This is a genomic window from Ostreiculturibacter nitratireducens (assembly GCF_032670585.1).
Lineage (GTDB): Bacteria > Pseudomonadota > Alphaproteobacteria > Rhodobacterales > Rhodobacteraceae > Ostreiculturibacter > Ostreiculturibacter nitratireducens.
In genome coordinates this window covers 886,297-908,465 of the sequence record NZ_JAVQHL010000002.1, presented here as the reverse complement: position 1 = coordinate 908,465, position 22,169 = coordinate 886,297, and the positions used below count along the sequence as shown (strand labels likewise).

The 22,169-nt window shown below is 67.3% G+C and carries 21 protein-coding genes; 8 read left to right on the top strand and 13 right to left on the bottom strand.

Going from position 1 to position 22,169, the window contains the following annotated elements:
* Positions 1–72: 72 nt before the first annotated feature.
* The 3 genes from ABCN56_RS11760 to ABCN56_RS11750 all read right to left on the bottom strand — a co-directional run bounded on the left by ABCN56_RS11760 (position 73) and on the right by ABCN56_RS11750 (position 4,771).
* Positions 73–2,574: a GcvT family protein gene (locus ABCN56_RS11760; protein WP_343080983.1), complete on the bottom strand. Its 2,502-nt coding sequence runs from the start codon at positions 2,572–2,574 to the stop codon at positions 73–75.
* A gap of 245 nt (positions 2,575–2,819) precedes the next feature.
* Positions 2,820–3,689 carry a hypothetical protein gene (locus tag ABCN56_RS11755; protein ID WP_343080982.1) on the bottom strand — a complete coding sequence of 290 codons (870 nt, stop codon included), beginning with the start codon at positions 3,687–3,689 and terminating at the stop codon, positions 2,820–2,822.
* A 95-nt stretch (positions 3,690–3,784) separates the two neighbouring features.
* Entirely contained in the window at positions 3,785–4,771 is a 987-nt protein-coding gene (locus ABCN56_RS11750) for a 2-hydroxyacid dehydrogenase (protein ID WP_343080981.1), read from the bottom strand.
* A 78-nt stretch (positions 4,772–4,849) separates the two neighbouring features.
* Here ABCN56_RS11750 and ABCN56_RS11745 point away from each other — a divergent pair, with 78 nt between their 5' ends.
* Positions 4,850–5,389, top strand: coding sequence for an SH3 domain-containing protein (locus ABCN56_RS11745; protein WP_425466108.1), 540 nt, complete (start codon positions 4,850–4,852; stop codon positions 5,387–5,389).
* A gap of 9 nt (positions 5,390–5,398) precedes the next feature.
* On the top strand, positions 5,399–6,286 hold the full coding sequence (locus ABCN56_RS11740) for a cation diffusion facilitator family transporter (protein WP_343080979.1): 888 nt from the start codon (positions 5,399–5,401) through the stop codon (positions 6,284–6,286).
* Between the two features lie 10 nt (positions 6,287–6,296).
* Here ABCN56_RS11740 and ABCN56_RS11735 read toward each other — a convergent pair whose 3' ends face one another.
* The 4 genes from ABCN56_RS11735 to coaBC all read right to left on the bottom strand — a co-directional run bounded on the left by ABCN56_RS11735 (position 6,297) and on the right by coaBC (position 11,176).
* Positions 6,297–8,315: a M3 family metallopeptidase gene (locus tag ABCN56_RS11735; RefSeq protein WP_343080978.1), complete on the bottom strand. Its 2,019-nt coding sequence runs from the start codon at positions 8,313–8,315 to the stop codon at positions 6,297–6,299.
* 107 nt (positions 8,316–8,422) lie between these two features.
* The gene (locus tag ABCN56_RS11730) at positions 8,423–9,454 is read right to left on the bottom strand and encodes a HesA/MoeB/ThiF family protein (RefSeq protein WP_343080977.1); all 1,032 of its coding nucleotides are present in this window, start codon (positions 9,452–9,454) and stop codon (positions 8,423–8,425) included.
* A complete protein-coding gene (gene dut, locus ABCN56_RS11725; RefSeq protein WP_343080976.1) occupies positions 9,451–9,918 on the bottom strand; it encodes a dUTP diphosphatase in 468 nt (155 codons plus the stop codon). Before dut ends, ABCN56_RS11730 begins: the two co-directional genes overlap by 4 nt.
* A gap of 61 nt (positions 9,919–9,979) precedes the next feature.
* Positions 9,980–11,176 (bottom strand): bifunctional phosphopantothenoylcysteine decarboxylase/phosphopantothenate--cysteine ligase CoaBC, encoded by a 1,197-nt coding sequence (gene coaBC / locus ABCN56_RS11720; RefSeq protein ID WP_343080975.1) that lies wholly within the window; start codon positions 11,174–11,176, stop codon positions 9,980–9,982.
* Between the two features lie 163 nt (positions 11,177–11,339).
* Here coaBC and ABCN56_RS11715 point away from each other — a divergent pair, with 163 nt between their 5' ends.
* Positions 11,340–11,525, top strand: a complete 186-nt coding sequence (locus ABCN56_RS11715) for a hypothetical protein (RefSeq protein ID WP_343080974.1) — start codon at positions 11,340–11,342, stop codon at positions 11,523–11,525.
* On the opposite strand, the gene ABCN56_RS11710 is transcribed toward ABCN56_RS11715, so the two are convergent.
* Positions 11,522–12,406: a LysR family transcriptional regulator gene (locus ABCN56_RS11710; RefSeq protein WP_343080973.1), complete on the bottom strand. Its 885-nt coding sequence runs from the start codon at positions 12,404–12,406 to the stop codon at positions 11,522–11,524. The genes ABCN56_RS11715 and ABCN56_RS11710 overlap by 4 nt on opposite strands.
* An 88-nt stretch (positions 12,407–12,494) precedes the next feature.
* On the opposite strand from ABCN56_RS11710, the gene ABCN56_RS11705 reads away from it, so the two are divergent.
* On the top strand, positions 12,495–13,193 hold the full coding sequence (locus ABCN56_RS11705) for a DUF4386 domain-containing protein (RefSeq protein WP_343080972.1): 699 nt from the start codon (positions 12,495–12,497) through the stop codon (positions 13,191–13,193).
* A 63-nt stretch (positions 13,194–13,256) separates the two neighbouring features.
* Positions 13,257–14,183 carry a PLP-dependent cysteine synthase family protein gene (locus ABCN56_RS11700; RefSeq protein ID WP_343080971.1) on the top strand — a complete coding sequence of 309 codons (927 nt, stop codon included), beginning with the start codon at positions 13,257–13,259 and terminating at the stop codon, positions 14,181–14,183.
* Positions 14,184–14,227: 44 nt separating this feature from the next.
* Here ABCN56_RS11700 and ABCN56_RS11695 read toward each other — a convergent pair whose 3' ends face one another.
* Positions 14,228–15,106, bottom strand: a complete 879-nt coding sequence (locus ABCN56_RS11695; RefSeq protein ID WP_343080970.1) for an RNA polymerase factor sigma-32 — start codon at positions 15,104–15,106, stop codon at positions 14,228–14,230.
* Positions 15,107–15,337: 231 nt separating this feature from the next.
* Here ABCN56_RS11695 and ABCN56_RS11690 point away from each other — a divergent pair, with 231 nt between their 5' ends.
* On the top strand, positions 15,338–16,204 hold the full coding sequence (locus ABCN56_RS11690) for a glutathione S-transferase (protein WP_343080969.1): 867 nt from the start codon (positions 15,338–15,340) through the stop codon (positions 16,202–16,204).
* A gap of 45 nt (positions 16,205–16,249) precedes the next feature.
* Positions 16,250–17,764 (top strand): YifB family Mg chelatase-like AAA ATPase, encoded by a 1,515-nt coding sequence (locus ABCN56_RS11685; RefSeq protein WP_343080968.1) that lies wholly within the window; start codon positions 16,250–16,252, stop codon positions 17,762–17,764.
* Here ABCN56_RS11685 and ABCN56_RS11680 read toward each other — a convergent pair.
* The 4 genes from ABCN56_RS11680 to rsmI form a co-directional block, all read right to left on the bottom strand.
* A complete protein-coding gene (locus ABCN56_RS11680; protein ID WP_343080967.1) occupies positions 17,745–18,608 on the bottom strand; it encodes an alpha/beta hydrolase fold domain-containing protein in 864 nt (287 codons plus the stop codon). The genes ABCN56_RS11685 and ABCN56_RS11680 overlap by 20 nt on opposite strands.
* Before the next feature lie 38 nt (positions 18,609–18,646).
* The gene (gshB, locus tag ABCN56_RS11675) at positions 18,647–19,597 is read right to left on the bottom strand and encodes a glutathione synthase (protein ID WP_343080966.1); all 951 of its coding nucleotides are present in this window, start codon (positions 19,595–19,597) and stop codon (positions 18,647–18,649) included.
* Between the two features lie 61 nt (positions 19,598–19,658).
* A complete protein-coding gene (locus ABCN56_RS11670; RefSeq protein WP_343080965.1) occupies positions 19,659–20,015 on the bottom strand; it encodes a YraN family protein in 357 nt (118 codons plus the stop codon).
* Positions 20,012–20,893 (bottom strand): 16S rRNA (cytidine(1402)-2'-O)-methyltransferase, encoded by an 882-nt coding sequence (gene rsmI, locus ABCN56_RS11665; protein WP_343080964.1) that lies wholly within the window; start codon positions 20,891–20,893, stop codon positions 20,012–20,014. Before rsmI ends, ABCN56_RS11670 begins: the two co-directional genes overlap by 4 nt.
* Positions 20,894–20,993: 100 nt before the next feature.
* On the opposite strand from rsmI, the gene ABCN56_RS11660 reads away from it, so the two are divergent.
* Positions 20,994–22,163: a penicillin-binding protein activator gene (locus tag ABCN56_RS11660; protein WP_343080963.1), complete on the top strand. Its 1,170-nt coding sequence runs from the start codon at positions 20,994–20,996 to the stop codon at positions 22,161–22,163.
* Positions 22,164–22,169: the final 6 nt, after the last annotated feature.

Sequence of the window (22,169 nt, the reverse complement as noted above, 5' to 3'; positions counted from 1 at the left end):
CCAGTTTTTGACGAGTAACTGGCTTGAATGGTTCAAGAGGTCCGGGGGCATCCCCCGGACCTCTCTGTCTTGTCAGCCGTCGACGCGGATACGTGCGTTCGTCGGGTCGAACGGGCTGTCCTCGGTCACGACCCCGTCGTAGAGCTCGCGGAACATCCGGACCTGCAGCTTCGTGCCGACTTCGGCCAGATCGGGGCGGACATAGCCCATGCCGATCTGCTTGCCGAAGGCCACCGAATAGCCGCCGGAAGTGAGACGGCCAACCTTCTCGCCGTTCACGATGATGGCTTCCTTGCCCCACGGATCCGCGTCAGCCGGCCCGTCGATCAGGACCGTCACGCACTTGAAGCGGACGCCCGTGTCGATCATCGCCTGCTTGCCCTGGAAGTCCTTCGACAGGTCGATGAAGCGGTCGAGACCGGCCTCCATCGGCGTCGCGTCGCGGCCAAGTTCGGTGCCGAAGGCGCGGTAGGACTTCTCCTGGCGGAGCCAGTTCTGGGCGCGGGCGCCGACGAGCTTCATCCCGTGCTTCTCACCGGCCACCATCAGCTGGTCGAAGAGGTAGTTCTGCATCTCGATCGGGTGATGCAGTTCCCAGCCGAGTTCGCCGGTGTAGGCCACGCGGATCGCGTTGACCGGGCACATGCCGAGTTCGATCTTCCGGGCCGAGAGCCACGGGAAGCGCTTGTTCGACAGGACCGTGTCGGGATTGGCGTCCTTGACGATCTCCTTCAGGATGTCGCGCGACTTCGGACCGGCGATGGCGAAGACGCCCCACTGGGTCGTGACGTCGTGGATGTCCAGGTAGCCGCCACCGTTCGCCATGAAGTCCTCGGCCGACTTGCGGAGGTAGTCCGCGTCATAGGCCGTCCAGGCGCCGGCGGAGACGAGATAGTAGTCGTTCTCGCCGTTGCGGACGATGGTGTACTCCGTCCGCGTCGTGCCGGTGGGCGTCAGCGCATAGGTCAGGTTGATGCGGCCGACCTTCGGCAGCGCGTTGCAGGTGAACCAGTCGAGGAACGCCGTCGCGCCGGGGCCACGCACGAGGTGCTTGGTGAAGGCCGTCGCGTCGATCAGGCCGGCGGTCTCGCGGATCGCCTTGGCTTCGTCGACCGCGTACTGCCACCAGCCGCCACGGCGGAAGCTGCGGGAGTTGTGGTCGAAGTCCGGCGCCGCATCCAGCGGTCCGTAGTAGTTCGGGCGATCCCAGCCGTTAACCTGGCCGAACTGCGCGCCGCGCGACTTCTGGCGATCGTAGGCGGGCGAGGTGCGCAGCGGCCGGCAGGCTTCGCGCTCCTCGTCGGGGTGGTGAAGGATGAAGACGTGCTCGTAGCACTCCTCGTTCTTCCGCGCCGCGTATTCCGTGGTCATCCACGAGCCGTAGCGCTTGGGATCGAGCGAGGCCATGTCGATCTCGGCTTCGCCCTCGGTCATCATCTGGGCGAGGTAGTAGCCGGTGCCGCCCGCAGCGGTGATGCCGAACGAGAAGCCTTCGGCCAGCCACATGTTGCGCAGGCCCGGCGCCGGGCCGACCAGCGGGTTGCCGTCGGGCGTGTAGCAGATCGGGCCGTTGAAGTCGTCCTTGAGGCCGACGGTTTCGGACGACGGGATCCGGTGGATCATCGACATGTACTCTTCCTCGATCCGCTCGAGGTCGAGCGGGAAGAGGTCGGCACGGAACGATTCCGGCACGTCGTAGAGGAAACGGGCCGGCGCGTTGCGCTCGTAGGGGCCGAGGATCCAGCCGCCGCGCTCTTCGCGGACGTACCACTTGGCATCGGCGTCACGCAGAACGGGGTGCTCGGCGTTGCCGGCAGCGCGCCAGGCCTGAAGCGCCGGGTCGGGCTCGGTCACGATGTATTGGTGCTCGACCGGGATCGCCGGGATCTTGATGCCGAGAAGGCGCGCTGTGCGCTGGGCGTGGTTGCCGGTCGCGGTGACGACATGCTCGGCGCGGATTTCGGCCGTCTCTTCGCCCGGAACCAGGTTGCCGCCCTTCTCGACCATCTTCGTGACCGAGACGATCCATTCCGAGCCGGTCCACTTGTAGCCGTCGACCTGCCATTTGCGCTCGATCGTCACGCCGAGCTGACGGGCGCCCTTGGCCATCGCCTGGGTCACGTCGGCGGGGTTGATATAGCCGTCCTGCGGGTGGAACAGAGCGCCCTTCAGGTCCTCGGTGCGGACCAGCGGCCAGCGCTCCTTGATCTGCGCGGGCGTGAGGAATTCATGGTAGACATCGGCGGTCTCGGCGACCGACGAGTACAGCATGTATTCGTCCATCCGCGCATCGGTCTGCGCCATGCGCAGGTTGCCCACGACGGCGAAGCCGGCGTTCAGGCCGGTCTCGGCCTCGAGGGTCTTGTAGAAGTCGACCGAGTACTTGTGGATGTGCGTCGTCGCGTAGGACATGTTGAACAGGGGCAGAAGTCCCGCAGCATGCCAGGTCGAGCCGGAGGTGAGCTCGTCGCGTTCCAGAAGCATCGTATCCCACCCGGCTTTGGCGAGGTGGTAGGCGATCCCGGTTCCGACGGCGCCGCCGCCGACGACTAGGGCTTTGACATGGGTTTTCATGGCGATGCTCGCTCCGGAGTCTGAATTACGCCCGCCTTATGCCGCGCGGCGGGATTTGGCGAACGCGACGCTACGACCATGTCCGAGCCAGTTCCGACATTTTCCTGTCTCCCGCCGACCACCTGCCGACCAACGCGGCGCCGGTTCAAGGCAACGCCGCAGGCGAGTTTCGCAACCTGGGCAAGGAAATATGGCGAGCGGCCGCCATCGGCGGCCGCCTGCCCACAAAGCCTAATGGACTCTTCCTATTCGGAGCCGGTGATGCTGCAGAACTTGCCGCCAGCGCGGCTGCCACAGGTCTGACCGAAACCGGCCTCGGCTCTCTTGAAGCCGACTTTCGGCCCGCCGGTCGCATCGCCCACGGGCGAAAGCCCCAGCGCCTCCTCGATCGCGGGACCGGCTGCGGGATCCGAAGCCAGGTGGAAGCGGCCCTTGTCCAGCCCCTCGACCGGCTCGGCGGACATCCGGCTCAGCCCGGTCATGTCCAGCCCCGCAAGGAGTTCGAAGGTGCGACGGTCGCTCGCATTCGTCATCACGTTGAGATGGACCTGCCGCCCGATACGCGCGGTGAGACTACGGACGTCGCCTTCCGGCGTCACGGGCCTCTCGTCGACAACGACGCCATGGAGCATCCCGAAATACTCGGGCTCGCCCATCTGATTGGCCATGTCGAAATGGGCGTCGAGCGCGTCTCCGCCCGGCCCCTGCATGACTTCGGCCGGCACGAGGATCAACTCGACCAGGATAGTGTCGTTGCCTTCCTGGTAAGTCCGCCGCTCCATCTCGAGGCCCGGCATGAGCGCCTTGAGCGCAGTCGCCTGGGCGTCCATCTGCCCCTGCAGATCGGCCGGAACGTCCGAGACCGGCCGGCCCGTGACCAGCGCGAGGTCGGTGGCGTCGGCCGTCTTGACGGTCCAGCCCTCCGGAACGGGCGGGAACATGTCCGCCAATTCGGGCGGGAAGACCGACTCGGTCAGCCCGCCGCTGCGCAAGTTGAGATGCTCGGTGAAGCCATAGTCCACGCCGGCCTTGGCCTGGCGGGCGAGAAGGTAGTCCAGGCCGACGAATGTCAGGGCCAGAATACACGCAAACAGAACCGCAAAAAACTTTCCCACTGGTCACTCCATAATCACTACGCACAACGTATGACAGGAAACCGTGGAAAAAATATGGACGCGCTGGCCCCATATCGGGGCGGCGCGGCCGAGCCTCAGAGCATGCTCGGCACGACCAGATCCGGCGGCCGGTGCCCGTCGGCGAAGGTCTTGATATTGATGATGACCTTCTCGCCCATCTCGATCCGCCCCTCGACGGTGGCGGAGCCCATGTGCGGCAGGAGGACGACGTTGGGAAGCTGGCGGAGCCTCGGGTTGATCTCGTGTCCGTGCTCGAACACGTCGAGGCCCGCGCCCGCGATCTCCCCCGCGCGCAACATCCGCGTCAGCGCGTTCTCGTCGATGACCTCGCCGCGCGAGGTGTTCACGATCACCGCCGTGGGCTTCATGAGCTTCAGCCGGCGCGCGTTCAGCAGGTGGAAGGTCGACGGCGTGTGCGGGCAGTTGATCGACAGGATGTCGATCCTGGTCACCATCTGGTCGAGGCTCTCCCAATAGGTGGCCTCGTGCTCCTCCTCGACCTCGGGCCGGAGCCGCTTGCGGTTGTGGTAGTGGATCTGCATCCCGAAGGCGCGGGCGCGCTTCGCGACGGCCTGGCCGATCCTGCCCATCCCGAGGATGCCGAGCCGCCGGCCGGCGATACGCCCGCCCATGAAGGCCGTGGGCGCCCAGCCCTGCCATTCTCCGGCCTGCATGACCTGAAGCCCCTCCGGGATGCGCCGCACGACGCCGAGAATCAGCGCCAGAGCCATGTCGGCCGTATCCTCGGTCACGACGCCCGGAGTGTTCGAAACGAGAACCCCGCGCTGCCGCGCCGACTGCACGTCGATATGGTCGACACCCGCGCCGTAGTTGGCGATCAGCTTCAGCTTTTCCCCGGCCTGGGCCAGCAGGTTTGCGTCGATCTGGTCGGTGACGCAGGGCACCAGGACATCGGCCCGCCGCATTGCTTGGGCCAGTTCCTCGCGGTTCATCTTCGTGTCCGGGTCGCGCAGCTCTACGTCAAAGAGCTCTTTCATCCGCGTCTCGACGGCCTCCGGCAACCGTCGCGTCACGACAACACTCAGCCGCGCTGCAGCCATTCGATGCGCCTCCTCACTTCCAACCGGGAACGGTCACTGGCAAACTACGGGGCGAACGGGGCAGGCTACAAGCCCCGAATGCGAGACATCGAGGCAAGAGTCGTGCGGTTGCGTTTCATTGGCAATTTCCTGGCGGTGCTCGCGCTTGCGGGTCTCCTGACCGGCGCGGCCGCCGCGGCGGAGGAGCCGGCGCGCGGTCCCGTGACGAACCTGCCCCTGCCGCGCTTCGTGTCGCTCAAGACCTCCGAGGGCAACGCCCGCCGCGGCCCGAGCCTTTCCCACCGGATCGACTGGGTCTTTCGCCATCCCAGCATGCCGCTGCGGCTTACGGCCGAATACGGCCACTGGCGCAGGGTCGAGGACCGCGAGGGTCAGGGAGGCTGGGTGCACTATTCGCTGCTCTCGGGCGTTCGCACCGTCGTCGTGACGGAAGACCTCGCCGAACTCCACCTCAAGCCTGATCCCGGAACGCCGGTCATGGCACAGGCGGAACAGGGAGCCATCGCGCGGCTCGGCGCCTGCGATCCGCTCTGGTGCCAGATAAGCGCCGGCGGCCAGAAGGGCTGGGTTCCGAAGACCGCGCTCTGGGGCGTGGACCCGGACGAGGTCCGGGAATAGGACTCTCCCATGTCAGACCGCGTTTCAGGTATCGGCCTCAACCTCTCGGCGGGTCTAGCCTCCGTCACCGTGGCGGTGACTCTCGTCGCGCTGAAACTCTGGGCGCTCGGCGCCACGTCGTCGCTCTCCGTCGCGGCCTCGCTTGCCGACAGCGCGCTTGACCTGATGATGTCCGCCGCCGGCCTTGCCGCGATCATCTACGCGGCTCGGCCCGCGGACGAGGACCATGCCTTCGGCCATACCTCGGTCGAGGACCTCACCGCCCTCGGCCAGTCCCTGTTCATTATCGTCTCCGCCGGCGTCATCGCCTGGGCTGCGGTCTCCCGGCTTCTCGCCGAGACGCCACCGCCCCTCGCAGCGGAGCATCAAGGGATCGCAGTGATGGTCGCATCTGTCGCTCTCACGCTTGCACTCGTCCTCTGGCAGCGGCGCGTCGCGCGGAAGACAGGAAGTCGCGTCGTCGCGGCCGATTCTCTGCACTACATGGGCGACCTGTTACCGAGCCTCGGCGCCATCGCTGCGCTCTGGGCTTCCGCCCGCTTCGGCCTGCAGAACATCGACAGCGTCGTCGCGCTCGCCGCAGCGCTCATGCTGGCCACAGGCGCGCTGCGCATCGGCCGGGGCGCCTGGGACGCGCTGATGGACCGAAGCGCCGACCGCGAAACGATCGAGGGCATTGCCGCGCTCGCCAGTGATTTCCCTGGCGTTCAGGGGTTCCATGACCTGAAGACCCGCACTGCCGGGTCGCGGATCTTCGTCCACCTGCATATCGAACTCGACGGCGACCTGCCCTTGCGCGACGCCCATGCCATCGGCGCCGCGCTCCGCCGCAAGATCATCGCGACCTACCCGCAATGCGACGTCATCATTCACAAGGACGTCGCCCGGGAGACCTGATCGCCGCGTCTTACGCCGCGTCGTGCAGCCCGCGGCCCTTCAGAAGCGCCTCGACCCCCGGCATCCGTCCGCGGAACTTCAGGTAAAGCGCCTCGGCCTCCTCCGACCCGCCGGCCGACAGGATGTAACGTTCAAGTTTTTCGGCGATTTCCGGGTGGAACGGGTCCTCGGCTTCCTCGAAGGCGGCGAAGGCATCCGCGTCCATCACCTCGGACCACATGTAGCTGTAGTAACCCGAAGAATAGCCGTCACCCGAGAAGACATGCGCGAAATGGGGCGTCGCGTGCCGCATCCGGATCGCATGAGGCATGCCGATCCCGGCCAGGACCTTCTCCTGCACGGCCATCGGATCGTCCGGCGCCGCGCCTTCGTGGAAGGCGAGGTCCACCAGCGCGGAGGCCACGTATTCGACCGTCGCGAAGCCCTGGTCATAGGTCGCTGCTTTCAGAAGCCTGTCACGCAGGTCCTCCGGCATCGGCTCGCCCGTCCGCCAGTGCCGCGCATGGCGCTCCAGCACCTCGGGCACCTCCAGCCAGTGTTCGTAAAGCTGGCTCGGCAGTTCCACGAAGTCGCGCGCCACCGAGGTCCCGGAAATGAAGGAGAACGTCACGTCCGACAGCATCTGGTGAAGCGCGTGCCCGAATTCGTGGAAGAGCGTTCGGGCATCGTCCCAGGACAGAAGCGCCGGATCCCCCTTGGCGAAGTTGCAGACGTTCACGACGATGGGCCGAACCTCTCCGCCGAGTTTCCTCTGCGACCGGAACGCCGAGCACCAGGCGCCAGAGCGTTTCGAGGCCCGCGCGAAGTAGTCGCCGATGAAGACAGCCATGTGCCGGCCGTTCCGCGTCACGTCCCAGGCCCGTGCATCGGGGTGGTAGAGGGCTGAGTCGAGTTCCCGGAATTCGAGCCCGAAGAGCCTTTTCGCGGTCTCGAAGGCCGCCCCGATCATCGCGTCCAGCGACAGGTAGGGCTTCACCGCCGCCTCATCGAGGTCGTGCTCGGCCTTTCGCCGCTTCTCGGAGTAGTAACGCCAGTCCCAGGCCTCGAGCCGGCCGTTGATGCCGTCCTCGTGCATCATCCGCTCCAGCACTGCGGCATCCGCCTCGGCCTTCGCCCGTGCCGGGCGCCAGACCTGCATCAGAAGGTCGCGCACCGCGGCGGGCGTCTTCGCCATTTCGGGTTCGAGCTTGTATTCCGCGAAGCTTCCGTATCCCAGAAGCCGCGCCCGCTCCTCCCTGAGCTTGAGGATTTCCGCCGCGAGCGCGCGGTTGTCCGTCTCGCCTCCGTTCGCGCCTCGTGCCACCCAGGCCTCATAGGCCTTCTCCCGCAGGTCCCGGCGGGGGGAGAACTGGAGGAACGGCACGATCAGCGACCGGTTGAGGGTCAGGACATGGCCCTGCAATCCCCGCTCCTCCGCCGCGGCCTTCGCGCCGTCCACGACGAACCCCGGCAGGCCGTCGAGGTCCGCGGGCTCGAGTTCCAGGAACCAGTCGCGCTCGTCCGCAAGCAGGTTCTGCGAGAATTGCGTCGACAGGACCGCAAGTCGTTCCTTCACCTTCGCCATCCGCTCCCGCGCCTCGCCGGAAAGCTCGGCGCCCGCGCGGACGAACATCCGCCGGTAGAGGTCCAGCACACGCGCCTCCTCGGGCGCAAGCCCCAAGCTGTCGCGCCGCTCCCAAAGCTCAGCGATCCGCCCGTAGAGCGCGGCGTTCATCGTCACCTCCGACGAAAACGCCGCGAGCTTCGGGGCGAGTTCCCTCTGCATCGCCTCCCGCGCCGGATTGGAATCCGCCCCCGCGAGGTTGAAGAACACGCCCGCCACCCTGTCGAGCGTCTTCTCGGCCAGTTCGAGAGCCGCGATCGTGTTGGCGAAGGTCGGCGCCTCGGGGCTTTCCCCGATTTCCCTGATCGCCGCCCGCGCTTCCTCAAGACCCGCCTCGAAGGCCGGTCCGAAATCCTCGTCTACGATCCGCCCGAACGGCGGCATCCCGAACTCACCCGTCCAGTCTTCCAGAAGCGGATTGGCCATGCGCTTTCTCCCTTTTCCGCGAAAGCTAGGCGCCCGCGACGGTGACTTCCAGCCCACCTGTCATACTATCGGGAACATCGCCGCGGGCGGTTCGGTGGCAATCCGCCTCACACCCCGCCGCAGACGGCGCAGTCCGCGCGCCGCTTCAGCTTCATCACGCGGCTCTCGCCATAGAGCGCGTCGTAGATGATCATGCGGCCCCGCAGGCTTTCGCCGGCGCCCGTGATTTCCTTGATCGCCTCCGCCGCCATCATCGCGCCCACGACCCCCGGCAGCGCCCCCATCACGCCCGCTTCCGCGCAGGCCGGCGCGAGACCCGCCGCGGGCGGTTCAGGGAAGACGCAAGCGTAGCAGGGCGCCCCGCGGGCCGGATCGTAGAGGCTGATCTGGCCCTCCCATTGCGTGATCGCCGCCGAGATGAGGGGCTTCCCGGCCGCCACGGCAGCCGCGTTGACGAGGTAGCGCGTCGTGAAATTGTCCGACCCGTCCAGGATCAGGTCGTACTCGGCGAAAAGCGCCTCCGCCTCCGTCTTTTCGAGGCGGCGGTTATATGGCCGCACCTCGATGAACGGGTTGAGCGCCTTCATCGCCGCCTCCGCGGAGAAGACCTTCGGCTGCCCGATCCGCGCGTCCGTGTGGATCACCTGCCGCTGAAGATTCGAGTTCGACACTTCGTCGTCATCAATCACCCCGATCAGCCCCACGCCGGCCGCCGCTAGATAGAGAAGCGAGGGTGAGCCGAGCCCGCCCGCACCGACGACGAGAACCTTCGCCGCCTTGAGCCTCTTCTGCCCGGTGCCGCCCACTTCGCGCAGGACGATGTGGCGCGCGTATCGGTCAAGCTCCGCGTCGGAGAAAGTGCCCGCCTTCGGCGTCTCGGCCACTGCCGCGGCCCGCGCCCGGAGACGGCCAAGGATCTCGCGATAGCCAAGCGCGGCGGCCACGACGACGCCCAGCGCCAGCCAGTGCTGAAGCGTCCCGCCCAGCGCCTCAAGAAGCGGGCTTGCCTCCGGCAGAACGAGATGGGCCAGCACCACCGCGAGCCAGAGAAGCCCGAGCATCGCCGCGATCCCGCGCACCGGCAGCCGGAGAAGAAGGCCCAGCGCGATCAGCGCCAGCGCCACCAGAAGAACCGTCATGACCGCCCCGTGGAGCCGAAGCCCCCCTCGCCCCGGTCCGTATCCGAAAGCCCCTCGGCCACCTCGAACCGCGCCTGAACGACCGGCGCGACGATCATCTGCGCGATGCGGTCGCCGTGCCCGATCTGGAAGGGCTCGTGCCCGTAGTTGATGAGAAGCACGCCGAGAGGCCCCCGATAATCGCTGTCGATGGTGCCGGGCGTGTTCGGGAGGCTGATCCCGTGCTTCAGGGCGAGCCCGGAGCGCGGGCGGATCTGCACCTCGAAACCCGGCGGGATCTCGATCCGGATGCCGGTGGGGACGACCGCTCGCTCCATCGGCTCCAGCACGATCCCCTCTCCTCGCACGCCGGGCGGGAGGTTGGCGCGAACGTCCGCACCCGCCGCACCCGCTGTCGCGTAGGACGGCAGGGGCAGCGACCGGTCGGCCCAGTCTTCCCAGAGAATCTGGATCACCGGAACCATCTCGCGCCCCCTTTTGCCCCGCGGCAGGTCCTGCCGTCAGGCGCCCCCGAATGCCAGCCGTTCATGCCAAAGCCTCCGCGATTCGGGTCGCGATGCGTCGAGCCACCTCGTCCTTGGCCATGCGGGGCCATTCCTCGGCCCCCGATTCGGTGATCAGCGTGACCGCGTTTTCGGAGCCGCCCATGATCCCGGTCCCGGGCGAAACGTCGTTCGCCACGATCCAGTCGCAGCCCTTGCGCGCCCGTTTGGCCGTTGCATGGGCCACGACATCGTCCGTTTCGGCGGCGAAGCCGACCACGAGCCCGGGTCGCCGCTCCTTGATCGCGCTCACGGTGGCGAGGATGTCGGGGTTCTCCGCGAACTCGAGCGAGGGCGCCTTGCCGGAACCGTCCTTCTTGAGCTTCGAACCAGCGGCATTGGCTACGCGCCAGTCCGCCACCGCCGCCGCGAAAACCGCCGCGTCCGCCGGCAGGGCAGCCACGACCGCCGCAAGCATCTCCCGCGCCGTCTCGACCTTCACCACCGTCACGCCCTCTGGAGGCGGAACGCTTGCCGGCCCCGTGACGAATGTCACCCGGGCGCCCAGATCCCTCAGCGCCGTTGCAAGCGCGGTGCCCTGCGCGCCGGAAGACCGGTTGGCGATGTAGCGCACCGGGTCTATCGGCTCATGGGTCGGCCCCGAGGTCACGAGGACGTGCCGGCCCGTGAGAGGCCCTTCGCCCAGTGCCGCCTCGACCGCGGCCACGATCTCGAGCGGCTCCGCCATCCGACCGAAGCCGAACTCTCCGCAGGCCATCTCGCCCTCGTTCGGCCCCACGGTCAGGACCCCGTCGCCAAGGAGCACCGACTGGTTCCGCCGCGTCGCGGGATGTTCCCACATCCGCACGTTCATCGCCGGCGCGATCAGCACCCGCTTGTCGGTCGCCATGAGAAGGGTGGAGGCGAGGTCGTCGGCGTGCCCCCCAGCCATCTTCGCCATCATGTCCGCCGTGCAGGGCGCAACGACGACGAGGTCGGCCGCGCGGCTCAACTCGATATGGCCCATCTCGGCCTCGTCGGTGAGGTCGAAGAGATGGCGAAACACCTTCTCGCCCGCCAGGGCCCCCACCGTCAGCGGCGTCACGAATTCCTCGCCCGCCCGCGTCAGGACCGGCGTGACCGAGGCGCCGCGCTCCTTCAGCCGCCGGATCAGGTCCAGCGCCTTGTAGGCCGCGATCCCGCCGCCGATGATCAACAATATGCGCTTGCCCGCCAGCATGGCCCCTCCGGCTCCTTCATGGAAGGATTAGGGTCCGGAAGGGCGCGTGGCAAGGCGCCTGACCCCGGCGGGCGGCGCCACGCCCGACCAGCGGGGTCCCTGGACTGATGCAAATCAATGCGCCTGACGGCCAGGCCCGGCATTGTCGATCCCGGAGGATTGCATGAACCTCAAGAAGAAACGCCGCGAACTCCAGGGCCTCGTCGGAGCCATCGGCCTCGTCGCCGGGCTCGGCGGGTATGTCGGCGGGCTCTCCTCCGGCAGGATCGCGACCTTCGCGATGCTCGCGGTCTGGATCGTTGGCTCGACCCTCGTGATCGTCCTCACCGACCCGCCCGAAAGGCGCTAGAGCAGCGCCTCGGCCAGCAGGTCGAAGACGAGCCGCACGCGCCGGCTCGTCGCCAGTTCCCGGTGCGACACGAGCCACATGGGCACGACGATCGGCCTGAGCGCCGCCAGCACCTGGCGCACCGAAGGCTCCGCTTCGCCGATCTCTTCGGGCATCACCCCGATCCCGAGCCCACCCTTCACCATCTCCCACTGCACGAGATGGTTTTCCGACAGGATGGGGAAGTTCTCCGGCCCCAGTTCAAGCCCGAGCCCGTTTAGCGCGCGGATCAGCGCATCCGTCGTGTCGAAGCCGATGAACTCGGCGCGCGACAGATCCTCCGGGCCTTTCGGTTCCCCGAGCCGCTCGAGATAGGCATCGGACGCGTAGAGCCGCGCCTTCACATCGCGCAGCTTCCGCGCGATGAGCCCCGGCTGCGTCGGCCGGAAGCTTCGGACGGCGATGTCCGCCTCGCGCCGCCTCAGATCCTGTGTCGCGTTCGAGGCGATGACCTCCACCACGATCCCAGGGGCCTGCGCCCGCAGCTTCGCGACGATCCCGGGAAGAAGGAAAGCCGCCACGGCCTCGCTCGCGGCAACCGTGACAATCCCCTCGACGGACCGCGACTGCCCCGACGCAGCGAGGGAAATGCGCCCGGCCGCTTCCCCCATCGCGCGGGCATGCTCCAGAAGCTCGACGCCCCCGGGCGTGAGTTCGAGCCCGCGGCCCGCGCGTTCGAAAAGAGCGACGCCCAGTTCCTCCTCCAGCGCCGCGACCTGACGCCCGAGCGTTGGCTGGGTCATGCCGAGCGCGCGCGCCGCCGCCGACAGCGAGCCCTCCTCCGCCGTAACGAGGAAAGCCCGCGCCCGGTTCCAGTCGAAAGTCACCGCCCGCCAATCCATGCATTAATGCATATCAGAAGAACAGATTAAGGCAATTCTATTGCTAACTCGCATGGATCATTCTCTCGGGCGAACCAAGGAAAGGGACATGGCCATGACTGACACGCGCCCCACACCCAACCTCGCCCGCGTCGCCGGCGCTCTCTACCTCGTCATTATCGTCGCGGGTGTCTGGAGCGAAGGCTTCGCCCGCGCCTCCCTCGTCGTTCCCGGCGACGCATCCGCGACGGCGGCGAACATCCGCGCTGCAACGGGCCTGTTCCAGGCGAGCTTCGCCGCGGATGTCCTGATGACGGTCAGCGACGCGGCCCTGGCCATCCTTCTGTTCCTGATCTTCCGCCCGGTCAGCGAGACCCTCGCGTTCCTCGCGGCGGCCTTCCGCCTGATCCAGACCGCGATCCTCGGCGCGAACCTGATGAACCAGCACGAGGCGCTATTGATCCTCGATGCGCCCACCTCCGCTTTCGCACCCGGACAGCAGGACGCCCTCGCGCTGCTCTCACTTCAAGCGCAGAGCCACGGCTACGACCTCGGCCTCGTCTTCTTCGGGATCAACTGCCTTGTGACCGGCGTTCTGATCTACCGCTCGGGCTTCCTTCCCCGCGCGATCGGCCTGGCCATCGGGGCCTCCGGCCCGGTCTACCTGACCGGCAGCGTGCTCACCTTCCTCGCGCCAGACGCCTCGGGGGCCTTCGCCCCGGCCTACGCGCTGCCTCTGCTCGCGGAAAGCGCCTTCTGCCTCTGGCTCCTGTTGCGTGCGCGGAACCTCGGACCCCGCGCGGCGTGACCGTTCGGCAAAACGCGCGTAACGTATGAGCAAGCCAGACGGCCGGACAGAAAGGGGACCAGCATGCTTGCGACGAACGTTCTCGAGACCATCGGCCACACGCCCTTGGTCCGGCTGAAATCTTTCGAACCCGAAGACGGGGCCGAGATCTGGATCAAGCTGGAGGGCGGAAACCCGACCGGATCATACAAGGACCGCATGGCCATCTCGGTCCTCGGCCGCGCCCTCGAACGCGGCGACGTTCGCCCCGGAGACCGCATCGTGGAATACACGGGCGGCAGCACCGGCACGGCGCTCGCCTTCGTCGCGTCCGTTCTGGGCCTGAAGTTCACCGCGGTCTTCTCGGACGCATTCTCCGACAGCAAGCGCAAGGCGATGGAGGCATTCGGGGCCGAGGTTCTGGTCGAGGGAAGCGACGGAGGGGCAATCACGCCCGAACTGATCCAGCGCATGAAGAAGCGCGCGCTTGCCCTCGCCGGAGAGCCGGGCAGCTATTACGCCGACCAGTTCGGATCGCCCGATGTCAGGCAGGGTTACGAGCCGATGGGGCAAGAGATAGCTGCCGACCTCGACGGCGGGATCGACGTCCTCGTTTCTGCTGTGGGAACGGGCGCCGCGCTTATGGGGATGGCCGATGCACTGCGGAAAGAGGGGCTCGAGCCGCATGTCATCGCGCTCGAGCCGTTGCAGTCGCCGCTGCTCACGACCGGCAAGGGCGGCCCGCACCGGGTGGAAGGCGTCGGTGTCGGGTTCGAGCCTCCATTCCTGGACCGAAGCCTGCTGCACGACATCAGGGCGATCGACCAGGATCTCGGCTTTGGCATGTGCCGGCGACTTGCGAGCGAGGTCGGCATCTTCTGCGGAGGATCGACCGGGCTCAACGTCGTCGCCGCGATCGAGCTGGCCCGGGAGGCCGGGAAAGGGAAGCGGGTTGTGACGATCGGCTGCGACAACGGGTCGAAATACCTCGGAGGCCACATCTATCGCTGATGGCCAAGCCGCCTCTCTGGGAACGGTGCGCCGCTTCCGTTTCTTCAGTGCAGAAGCGCCCTGACCTCGCGTGACCGCCCCTCCAGCTGCTTGCGCAACTTCTGGAAGGCAGCCGCTTCCAGCTGACGGACGCGTTCCTTCGAAAGCCCGAGTTCCTGCCCGAGCGACTCGAGCGTCCGCGTCTCCTCCCGAAGCTTCCTTTCAGTCACGATGAATCTTTCGCGGTCCGTCAGCGCCTCCATCGCCTCGACGAGCCAGCCGCGAAGGGTCTCCGTATCGTGCTCCGCCTCGACCTTCTCGGCCGCCTGCTCGCCCTCGTCCTCGAGCGCCTCGATCCATTCGCGACCCTCATCCTCTGCCGACTGCGTCGCGTTCAGGGAGTAGTCCGAGCCGGCAAGGCGCCCCTCCATCATCTCGACATCGGCAAGCGGAACGCCAACCTCGCGCGCGATCCTTTCACGCAACTGGTGCCCGTCGAGCGTCTCGCCCGCAGCGTCGGCCTCCCGTTCCAGCCGGGCCTGGACCCGACGAAGGTTGAAGAACAGCGCCTTCTGGGCGGAGGTGGACCCCGTCCGCACCATCGACCAGTTGCGCATCACGTAGTCCTGGATCGATGCCTTGATCCACCACACCGCGTAGGTGGAAAACCGCACACCCCGGTCGGGATCGAACTTGTCGGCGGCTTTCATCAGCCCGAGGCCGGCCTCTTGGATCAGGTCGTTCATCGGCGCGCCGTAGCGGCGAAACTTGGCCGCCATCGAGATCGCGAGCCGCATATAGGCGGTCACGAGACGGTGCAGCGCCGCTTCGTCTCGTCGGTCCCGCCAGGCGTAGGCAAGTTCAAGTTCGGTTTCCGCGTCCAGCAGTTCTGCGCGCATCGCCTGCCGGGGCAGGGTGTTTTCAGAAAATCCATCGAGTGCCATTCCAACCCCCCAGTTTCTCTGGCTCAGGACAAGGCTCTCTGCCCTTTCAGTATCTTCGATACGGCTGGCAATTGCACCCGGATCACGGAAAAGTTCATTTTCTTCCAAGGCTTCCGACCGCCGGACGCGCGGCATCATCGCTTTCGGTGATGTATCGCCGAACGAAACATCATGTGCGCAACAGTTGTTGCGCGGCTAAGTTTTCTTGCGAAACCTCAAGGAGTTGCGCCCATGTATGACCTCGCGATCGGCGACCGCACCTATTCCAGTTGGTCGCTGCGTGGCTGGCTTCTGTTCGTCAAGTTCGGGATCCCTGTGCGGGTGCGCACAGGAAGGCTTTATTCGCCTGACTTTTCGCGACTGATGGCAGAGTTCGCTCCGGCGCGGATGGTGCCGGCCATGCGTGTGCCCGAGGGTTACGTGGTGGCCGAGACGCTCGCCATCGCCGAGACGCTGGCGGAGCGTCACCCGGAGGCGGGGCTCTGGCCGGAAGACGCGGAGGCGCGGGCTTCGGCGCGGTGGCTTTGCTCCGAGATGCATGCGGGATTCACGAACCTTCGGAACGACTGCGCGATGAACCTGGCCAAAAGCTATTCGGAAAGTGCGCCCCGGCCGGAGGTCCTGGCCGATGTCGCTCGGATTGAGGCGCTGTGGACCCATGCCCGCGCGCGGCACGGGGCGGACGGCCCGTGGCTCTTCGGCCGGTACACGGCGGCGGACGCCTTCTTCGCCCCTGTGGCGGCCCGGATCGCGGGATACAACCTTCCCGTCGAAGCACAGGCGGCGGCCTATGTCTCCGCACATCTGGCCGATCCGGCCTTCCGGCGCTGGCGGGCCATGGGCTGGGCGGAGCATTTCGAGCAATCCTTCTACCGCAAACCCTACCCCGAGCGTCCCTGGCCCGGTCCTGAAGCGATGGCAGCGCGGGCGTGCGACGGCCCGTCCGTCAACGCGGAATGTCCCTATTCCGGCAAGCCCGTCACGCATTTTCTCGAGGCCGGTGGCCGGGTCTTTGGGTTCTGCAACGCCTTCTGCCGCGACAAGACGCTGGCCGACCCGGAGGCCTGGCCTCAGTTCATGGTAATTTACCGTTCCTAAACCATTGGCCCGTTACCCGTTAACCAAGGTGAACGGGAGACTTGGATGGTGGCGCGGGCCTATACCGTGGCCTTCGAAGGCGTTGAGGCGCGGATCGTCGAGGTGCAGTGCGCGGTGACGGCCGGACTCCCGGCCTTCACCATCGTGGGGCTGCCGGACAAGGCCGTCAGCGAAGCGAAGGAACGCGTGCGCTCTGCCCTGACGGCGATGGCGATCGCGCTGCCGTCGAAGCGGATCACGGTGAACCTGTCCCCGGCCGACCTGCCGAAAGAGGGGTCGCACTTCGATCTGCCGGTTGCGCTCGCCCTCCTCGCGGCGCTCGACATCGTGCCGCGCGAGGACGTGGAGGCAACCGTCGCATTGGGGGAGCTGTCGCTCGACGGTCGCCTTGTTCCGGTGATCGGTGCCCTTCCCGCCGCCATGGCGGCGGCGGAGGAGGAGCGTCAGCTTCTGTGTCCGGCAGCCTGCGGGGCAGAGGCGGCCTGGGTCGGCGCGACGCCGGTTTTCGCCGCGGCGACGCTCGCGGATGTGATCCGGCATTACACGGGCCAGTCGCCGCTCTCCCCGGCCCTGCCCGGAGAGGTGACACGTGACCCACAGTCGCGCGACCTGCGCGACGTCAAGGGCCAGGAACGCGCGAAGCGGGCGCTCGAGATCGCGGCCGCCGGCCGACACCATTTCCTGATGGTCGGCACACCGGGGTCCGGCAAGTCCATGCTCGCCGCCCGGATGCCGGGGATCCTGCCGCCCCTGTCGGCGGTCGAGGCGCTGGAAACCTCGATGATCCATTCACTCTCGGGACTTCTTGACGAAGGCGGCATCTCGCGCAGCCGGCCGTTCCGGGAACCTCACCACACCGCCTCGATGGCCGCGATCGTCGGGGGCGGGCGCGGCGCGAAGCCGGGGGAGATCAGCCTCGCCCACAACGGCGTACTGTTCATGGACGAATTCCCGGAATTCCCGCGCGCCGTGCTGGAGACGCTGCGCCAGCCGATCGAAACCGGAGAGGTCGTCGTTGCACGCGCCAACGCCCATGTGCGCTACCCTTGCCGGTTCCTGCTGGTGGCGGCGGCGAACCCCTGCAAATGCGGATACCTGACCGATCCCGCGAGGGCCTGCGCGCGGGTGCCCAACTGCGGGGAGGATTACCTCGGCCGCATCTCGGGCCCCTTGATGGACCGGTTCGACCTGCGGGTGGAGGTGCCGCCGGTCGCCTACACCGACCTCGATCTGCCCGAATCCGGCGATGCCTCGGCAACGGTCGCGGCGCGTGTCGCGGCGGCGCGCGCGGTACAGGCGGCCCGCTACCGCGACCACCCCACGGCGCGCGTCAACGCCGATGCCGAGGGCGCGGCGCTGGAGCAGATCGCGACGCCCGACCCCGAGGGCCGCGAACTCCTGATCCGGGTGGCGGAACGGTTCGGCCTGTCGGCGCGGGGGTATCACCGGGTGCTGCGGGTCGCGCGGACGATCGCTGACCTGGCCGGGTCGGAAAGTGTCCGGAAGCCCCACGTCGCGGAAGCGGTCAGCTATCGCCTCGTCACCGCGCGAGAGGCGTGAGACCGCGCAGGAACGCCGCGATCCGGTCGAGCGCCGGGGCGGCCTCGGGAATGTGGCCGTACAGGATCGGCCACACATGCGGCAAGGGAGGCCAGAGATCGACCGTCACGCGCGCGCCCTCCGCCTTCAGGCGCTCCGCCATCCGAAGCGTGTCGTCGCGGAGGATCTCGGACTCCGATGCCTGGAGGAAGACCGGGGGGCAGCCGGGGAACCGCGCGAACACGGGGGATATGCGCGGGTCCTCGGGCGCGAGAGAGCCGATGACCATATCGCGGATCTCCGCGACGCGCGCCGCCGGCAGTAGTGGGTCCTTGGCGGCGTTCGCCTGAAGGGAACGGCCGGACAGCGTGAGGTCGGTCCAGGGCGAAAACGCGAAGAGCCCGGCGGGCGGCGTGCCCTCCGCACAGAGCCGACCGAGGAGCGCGAGCGCAAGTCCTCCGCCCGCGCTGTCACCACCCAGCACGATGTCGCTCGGACGGTAGCCGATCGCGACCAGTCCCCGCCAGGCAGACAGGGCCGCGTCGAAAGCCGCCGGCGCGACGGCTTCCGGCACGAGCGGGTAATCGGGCGCGAAGACGCGCAACCCCGAGCGGCGGGATATCCTCGCGATCATTTCGCGATGGGTGCGCGGGCTTCCCGCGATGTAGGCGCCGCCGTGCAGATAGAGGATGACCCGGCGCGGCGCGACCCGACCGGAAGAAATCCAGAGCCCCGCGTTCGCTCCCGGCGGCGCGGGAAGGTAGAGCGCATTCGGCGCGGGGCGGAAGATGAATCGGGCAGCCAGTTCGAAGCTCGAACGCGCAAAGCCCGGATCCTGAATTCGGGCGAGGAGCGGCTTCGCCAACCTCCGAAGGGCAATGGTCGTTGCCGCCGCGCGCAGGCTCACCCCTCACCCGCCCGCTTGGCTTCGATCACTTCCCAGATCTTTCCGGCGGCATTGACGCCATCGAAGCGTTCGAGTTCCTGGATGCCCGTGGGCGAGGTCACGTTGATCTCGGTCAGCCAGTCGCCGATCACGTCGATGCCGACGAAGATCTGGCCCTTTTCCCGCAGCAGCGGGCCGATACGGGCGCAGATTTCTTGGTCACGGTCGGTGAGGCCGATCTTCTCGGGTCGCCCTCCGACGTGAAGGTTCGACCGCGTTTCCCCGATGGCCGGCACCCGGTTGATCGCGCCGACCGGCTCGCCGTTGACGAGGATGATGCGCTTGTCGCCCTTTTCGACCGCGGGAATGAATTTCTGCGCGATCAGCGGCTCACGGCTCATGCCGGTGAAGAGTTCGTGGAGAGAAGCGAGGTTGCGGTCCGAGGGATCGAGGCGGAACACGCCCGCGCCGCCGTTCCCGTAGAGAGGCTTCAGGATGATGTCGCCGTGAAGGGCCTTGAAGGCCCGGATCGTCAGGAGATCCCTCGCGATGAGCGTCGGCGGGGTCAGGTCGGGGAAATTCAGGACGAGAAGTTTCTCGGGGTAGTTCCGGACCCAGAACGGGTCGTTGACGACAAGCGTCTTCGGGTGGATGCGCTCCAGCAGGTGCGTCGTCGTGATGTAGCCCATGTCGAAGGGCGGGTCCTGCCGCAGCCAGACGACGTCCCACTCCGCGAGGTCGACCTCGGCTTCTTCGCCGAGCGTGAAGTGATTGCCGTACTCGCGGCGGACCGTCAGCGGCTTGCCACGAGCGAGCACCCGGCCCTCGCGGAAGAAAAGCTGGTCCGGCGTGTAGAAGAAGAGTTCGTGCCCCCGCGCCTGCGCCTCGAGCGCAATGCGGAAGGTGCTGTCGGCGTCGATGTTGATCGCGCCGATCGGGTCCATCTGGAAAGCGACTTTCAGGCCCATGCATGCCCCCTGTTTTCGCCTTGATGGCGCAGGGGCGCGGCGGATGCAATCGGCGCGGCGTTCAGAACTGGCCGAAGGCGTTCTCGACGATGTCGATCCTTCCGGCCGCATCGACCAGCGCCACGTCGAAGCGCACCTCGGTCGCCTGCCCGCGCGGCTCCCTCGCGATGAACTCGCTGGCGGTGGCGCAGATGCGTTCCATCTGCCTGCGCGAAAGCCGCTCGGCGGCCCCTGCGAAGGTGCGGCTCTTCTTCACCTCGACGAAGACTATCGAATCGCCATCCCTCACCACGATGTCGATTTCTCCGCCCGAGCCGCGCCAGCGTCGGGCCGCTATTGCGCACCCAATGCGTTCGTATCGCGCGGCGACCTGGTCTTCCGCGGCGAGGCCGGCGCGATAACCGACTTCGCCTGTCATTCCTCGGCCGAGAGCTTGAGAGCTGTCTGGTAGACCTCGCGCCTTGGCAGGCCCAGGGCTGCGGCCACTTCGGACGCGGCATCCTTCACCGACATCGATTTCAGCGCCTTCCTCAGAGCTTCCTCCACACTTTCGGCGTCGGCCTTCCGGCCGCGCGCCCGGTCCACGAGTACCACGATCTCGCCCTTGACCGCGCGGTCGGCGAAAGCCGCCGCGAGTTCGTCCAGCGTCGCGCGGGTGACCTCCTCGAATCGTTTCGTCAATTCGCGGCAGACGGCGGCCTGACGGTCGCCCCCCAGACTTGCCGCGAGATCCGTCAACAAACTGCTAACGCGTTTGGGGCTCTCGTAGAGAATGAGCGTCGCGGGAACCTCGCCGATTTCCGCCAGCCACCTTGCGCGGGCACCCGCCGCGGGGGGCGGGAAACCGGCGAAAAGGAAACGGTCGGAAGGAAGGCCTGACACGGTGAGGGCTGCCAGCGCGGCCGATGGGCCGGGGGCGGCGATGACCTTGTGTCCTTCCTCGATGGCGGCACGGCCCAGTTGATAGCCAGGGTCCGCGACAAGGGGCGTTCCCGCCTCCGACGCGTAGGCGAGCGACTTGCCCTCCGCCAGCAGCCGCAGGAGCCGTGGCCGCACCGCTTCGCCGTTGTGGTCGTGGTAGGCGATGAGAGGCCGGTCCCCGAGCGCGATCCCGTGGATGTCCATGAGGTGCCGCAGGCTTCGCGTGTCCTCGGCGGCAAGGACGTCCGCCGAGGCGAGGATGTCCAGCGCGCGAAGGGTGATGTCGCGTGCCGCGCCGATCGGCGTCGCCACGAAATAAAGGCCTGGGGCCAGGGCCGAAACGATGGGCTTCGCTTCGCCGATCGTGCTGTTCATGCGTGTCTGCCAAGTTTACTTACGACCGCGAAGCGCTTAGGGTCGCTGACGATTTGCCGCCGTGCGCCCGCCGCCCGTAGCCAGGGAAGAGGATACCCGGATGTTTGCCGTTTTGCAGTTCGCCCGCAACCCGCTGCCGAAGATTCTCGTACTGCTGTCCGCTGTCTGGCTCGCCGCCTGCGTGCCGGCGGGGAACAACGGCCCCGCGATCAACACGCGCGCTCCGGTTCCGGTCGCGCTTCTCCTGCCCGGCGGTTCGGGCAATTCCGGCGACGAGGTGATCGCCCGCGCGCTGCGGCAAGCGGCGGAGATGGCGATTTCGGATCTCGACGGGGTCCAGATCGACCTGCGCGTCTACAACACGGGTGCAAGCCCCGCCATGGCGGCGCAGACGGCCGTGAGGGCCGTCGACGAGGGCGCCAAGATCATCCTCGGCCCGGTCTTCGCCGAAGCCGCGAACGCCGTCGGCATCGCGGTCGCGAGCAGGAACGTCAACGTCCTGTCCTTCTCGAACAACGCCGACATCGCCGGGGGCAACGTCTTCGTTCTGGGACCGACGTTCGAGAATACGGCCAATCGGCTGGTTTCCTACGCGGCGCGGCAGGGAAAGCGAAACATCCTCGTCGTGCATGATGCCACCACGGCTGGCGAAGTCGGCCGCCGTGCGATCGAAACCGCGGTATCGCGTTCACCCGCGCGCCTTGCGGGCGCCGTTGCCTACCAGTTCTCGCAAGAAGGCGTGGTGTCGGCGGTTCCGAACATCGCCACGCAGGTCCGGAGCAGCGGCGCCGACGCCCTCTTCCTGACGGCCGACACGGCCGGTGCGCTGCCGCTCCTTGCGCAGATGCTTCCGGAGGCTGGGGTGAACCCCGACTCCGTGAAGTATATCGGCCTGACCCGCTGGGACATTCCGCCGGCCACGCTGTCGCTGCCGGGTGTGCAGGGCGGTTGGTTCGCGCTGCCCGATCCCGGGCTCAACGGCCAGTTCCAGACCCGGTTCCAGGCCACATATGGCGAGCCGCCGCACCCGATCGCCGGCCTCGCATATGACGGCATCGCGGCGATCGGCGCGCTGGTCAAGGCCGGGAAGCCGGACGCCCTGACACGGTCCGCGCTGACGCAAGGCTCCGGCTTCGTGGGCGTCAACGGCGTGTTCCGCCTCCTGCCCGACGGCACGAATGAGCGTGGCCTTGCCGTCGCGCAGATCCGCAACAACCAGGTGTTCGTGATTGACCCCGCCCCGAGAAACTTTGGCGGCGCCGGGTTCTGATCCCGC

Excerpts from the sequence above, each read along its gene's own strand:
- ABCN56_RS11760 (WP_343080983.1), bottom strand. The coding sequence starts at position 2,574 with ATGAAAACCCATGTCAAAGCCCTAGTCGTCGGCGGCGGCGCCGTCGGA.
- ABCN56_RS11750 (WP_343080981.1), bottom strand. The coding sequence starts at position 4,771 with ATGGCTGCAGCGCGGCTGAGTGTTGTCGTGACGCGACGGTTGCCGGAG.
- ABCN56_RS11745 (WP_425466108.1), top strand. The coding sequence starts at position 4,850 with ATGCGAGACATCGAGGCAAGAGTCGTGCGGTTGCGTTTCATTGGCAAT.
- ABCN56_RS11740 (WP_343080979.1), top strand. The coding sequence starts at position 5,399 with ATGTCAGACCGCGTTTCAGGTATCGGCCTCAACCTCTCGGCGGGTCTA.
- ABCN56_RS11735 (WP_343080978.1), bottom strand. The coding sequence starts at position 8,315 with ATGGCCAATCCGCTTCTGGAAGACTGGACGGGTGAGTTCGGGATGCCG.
- ABCN56_RS11730 (WP_343080977.1), bottom strand. The coding sequence starts at position 9,454 with ATGACGGTTCTTCTGGTGGCGCTGGCGCTGATCGCGCTGGGCCTTCTT.
- dut (WP_343080976.1), bottom strand. The coding sequence starts at position 9,918 with ATGGTTCCGGTGATCCAGATTCTCTGGGAAGACTGGGCCGACCGGTCG.
- coaBC (WP_343080975.1), bottom strand. The coding sequence starts at position 11,176 with ATGCTGGCGGGCAAGCGCATATTGTTGATCATCGGCGGCGGGATCGCG.
- ABCN56_RS11715 (WP_343080974.1), top strand. The coding sequence starts at position 11,340 with ATGAACCTCAAGAAGAAACGCCGCGAACTCCAGGGCCTCGTCGGAGCC.
- ABCN56_RS11710 (WP_343080973.1), bottom strand. The coding sequence starts at position 12,406 with ATGGATTGGCGGGCGGTGACTTTCGACTGGAACCGGGCGCGGGCTTTC.
- ABCN56_RS11705 (WP_343080972.1), top strand. The coding sequence starts at position 12,495 with ATGGCCATGACTGACACGCGCCCCACACCCAACCTCGCCCGCGTCGCC.
- ABCN56_RS11700 (WP_343080971.1), top strand. The coding sequence starts at position 13,257 with ATGCTTGCGACGAACGTTCTCGAGACCATCGGCCACACGCCCTTGGTC.
- ABCN56_RS11695 (WP_343080970.1), bottom strand. The coding sequence starts at position 15,106 with ATGGCACTCGATGGATTTTCTGAAAACACCCTGCCCCGGCAGGCGATG.
- ABCN56_RS11690 (WP_343080969.1), top strand. The coding sequence starts at position 15,338 with ATGTATGACCTCGCGATCGGCGACCGCACCTATTCCAGTTGGTCGCTG.
- ABCN56_RS11685 (WP_343080968.1), top strand. The coding sequence starts at position 16,250 with ATGGTGGCGCGGGCCTATACCGTGGCCTTCGAAGGCGTTGAGGCGCGG.
- gshB (WP_343080966.1), bottom strand. The coding sequence starts at position 19,597 with ATGGGCCTGAAAGTCGCTTTCCAGATGGACCCGATCGGCGCGATCAAC.
- ABCN56_RS11670 (WP_343080965.1), bottom strand. The coding sequence starts at position 20,015 with ATGACAGGCGAAGTCGGTTATCGCGCCGGCCTCGCCGCGGAAGACCAG.
- rsmI (WP_343080964.1), bottom strand. The coding sequence starts at position 20,893 with ATGAACAGCACGATCGGCGAAGCGAAGCCCATCGTTTCGGCCCTGGCC.
- ABCN56_RS11660 (WP_343080963.1), top strand. The coding sequence starts at position 20,994 with ATGTTTGCCGTTTTGCAGTTCGCCCGCAACCCGCTGCCGAAGATTCTC.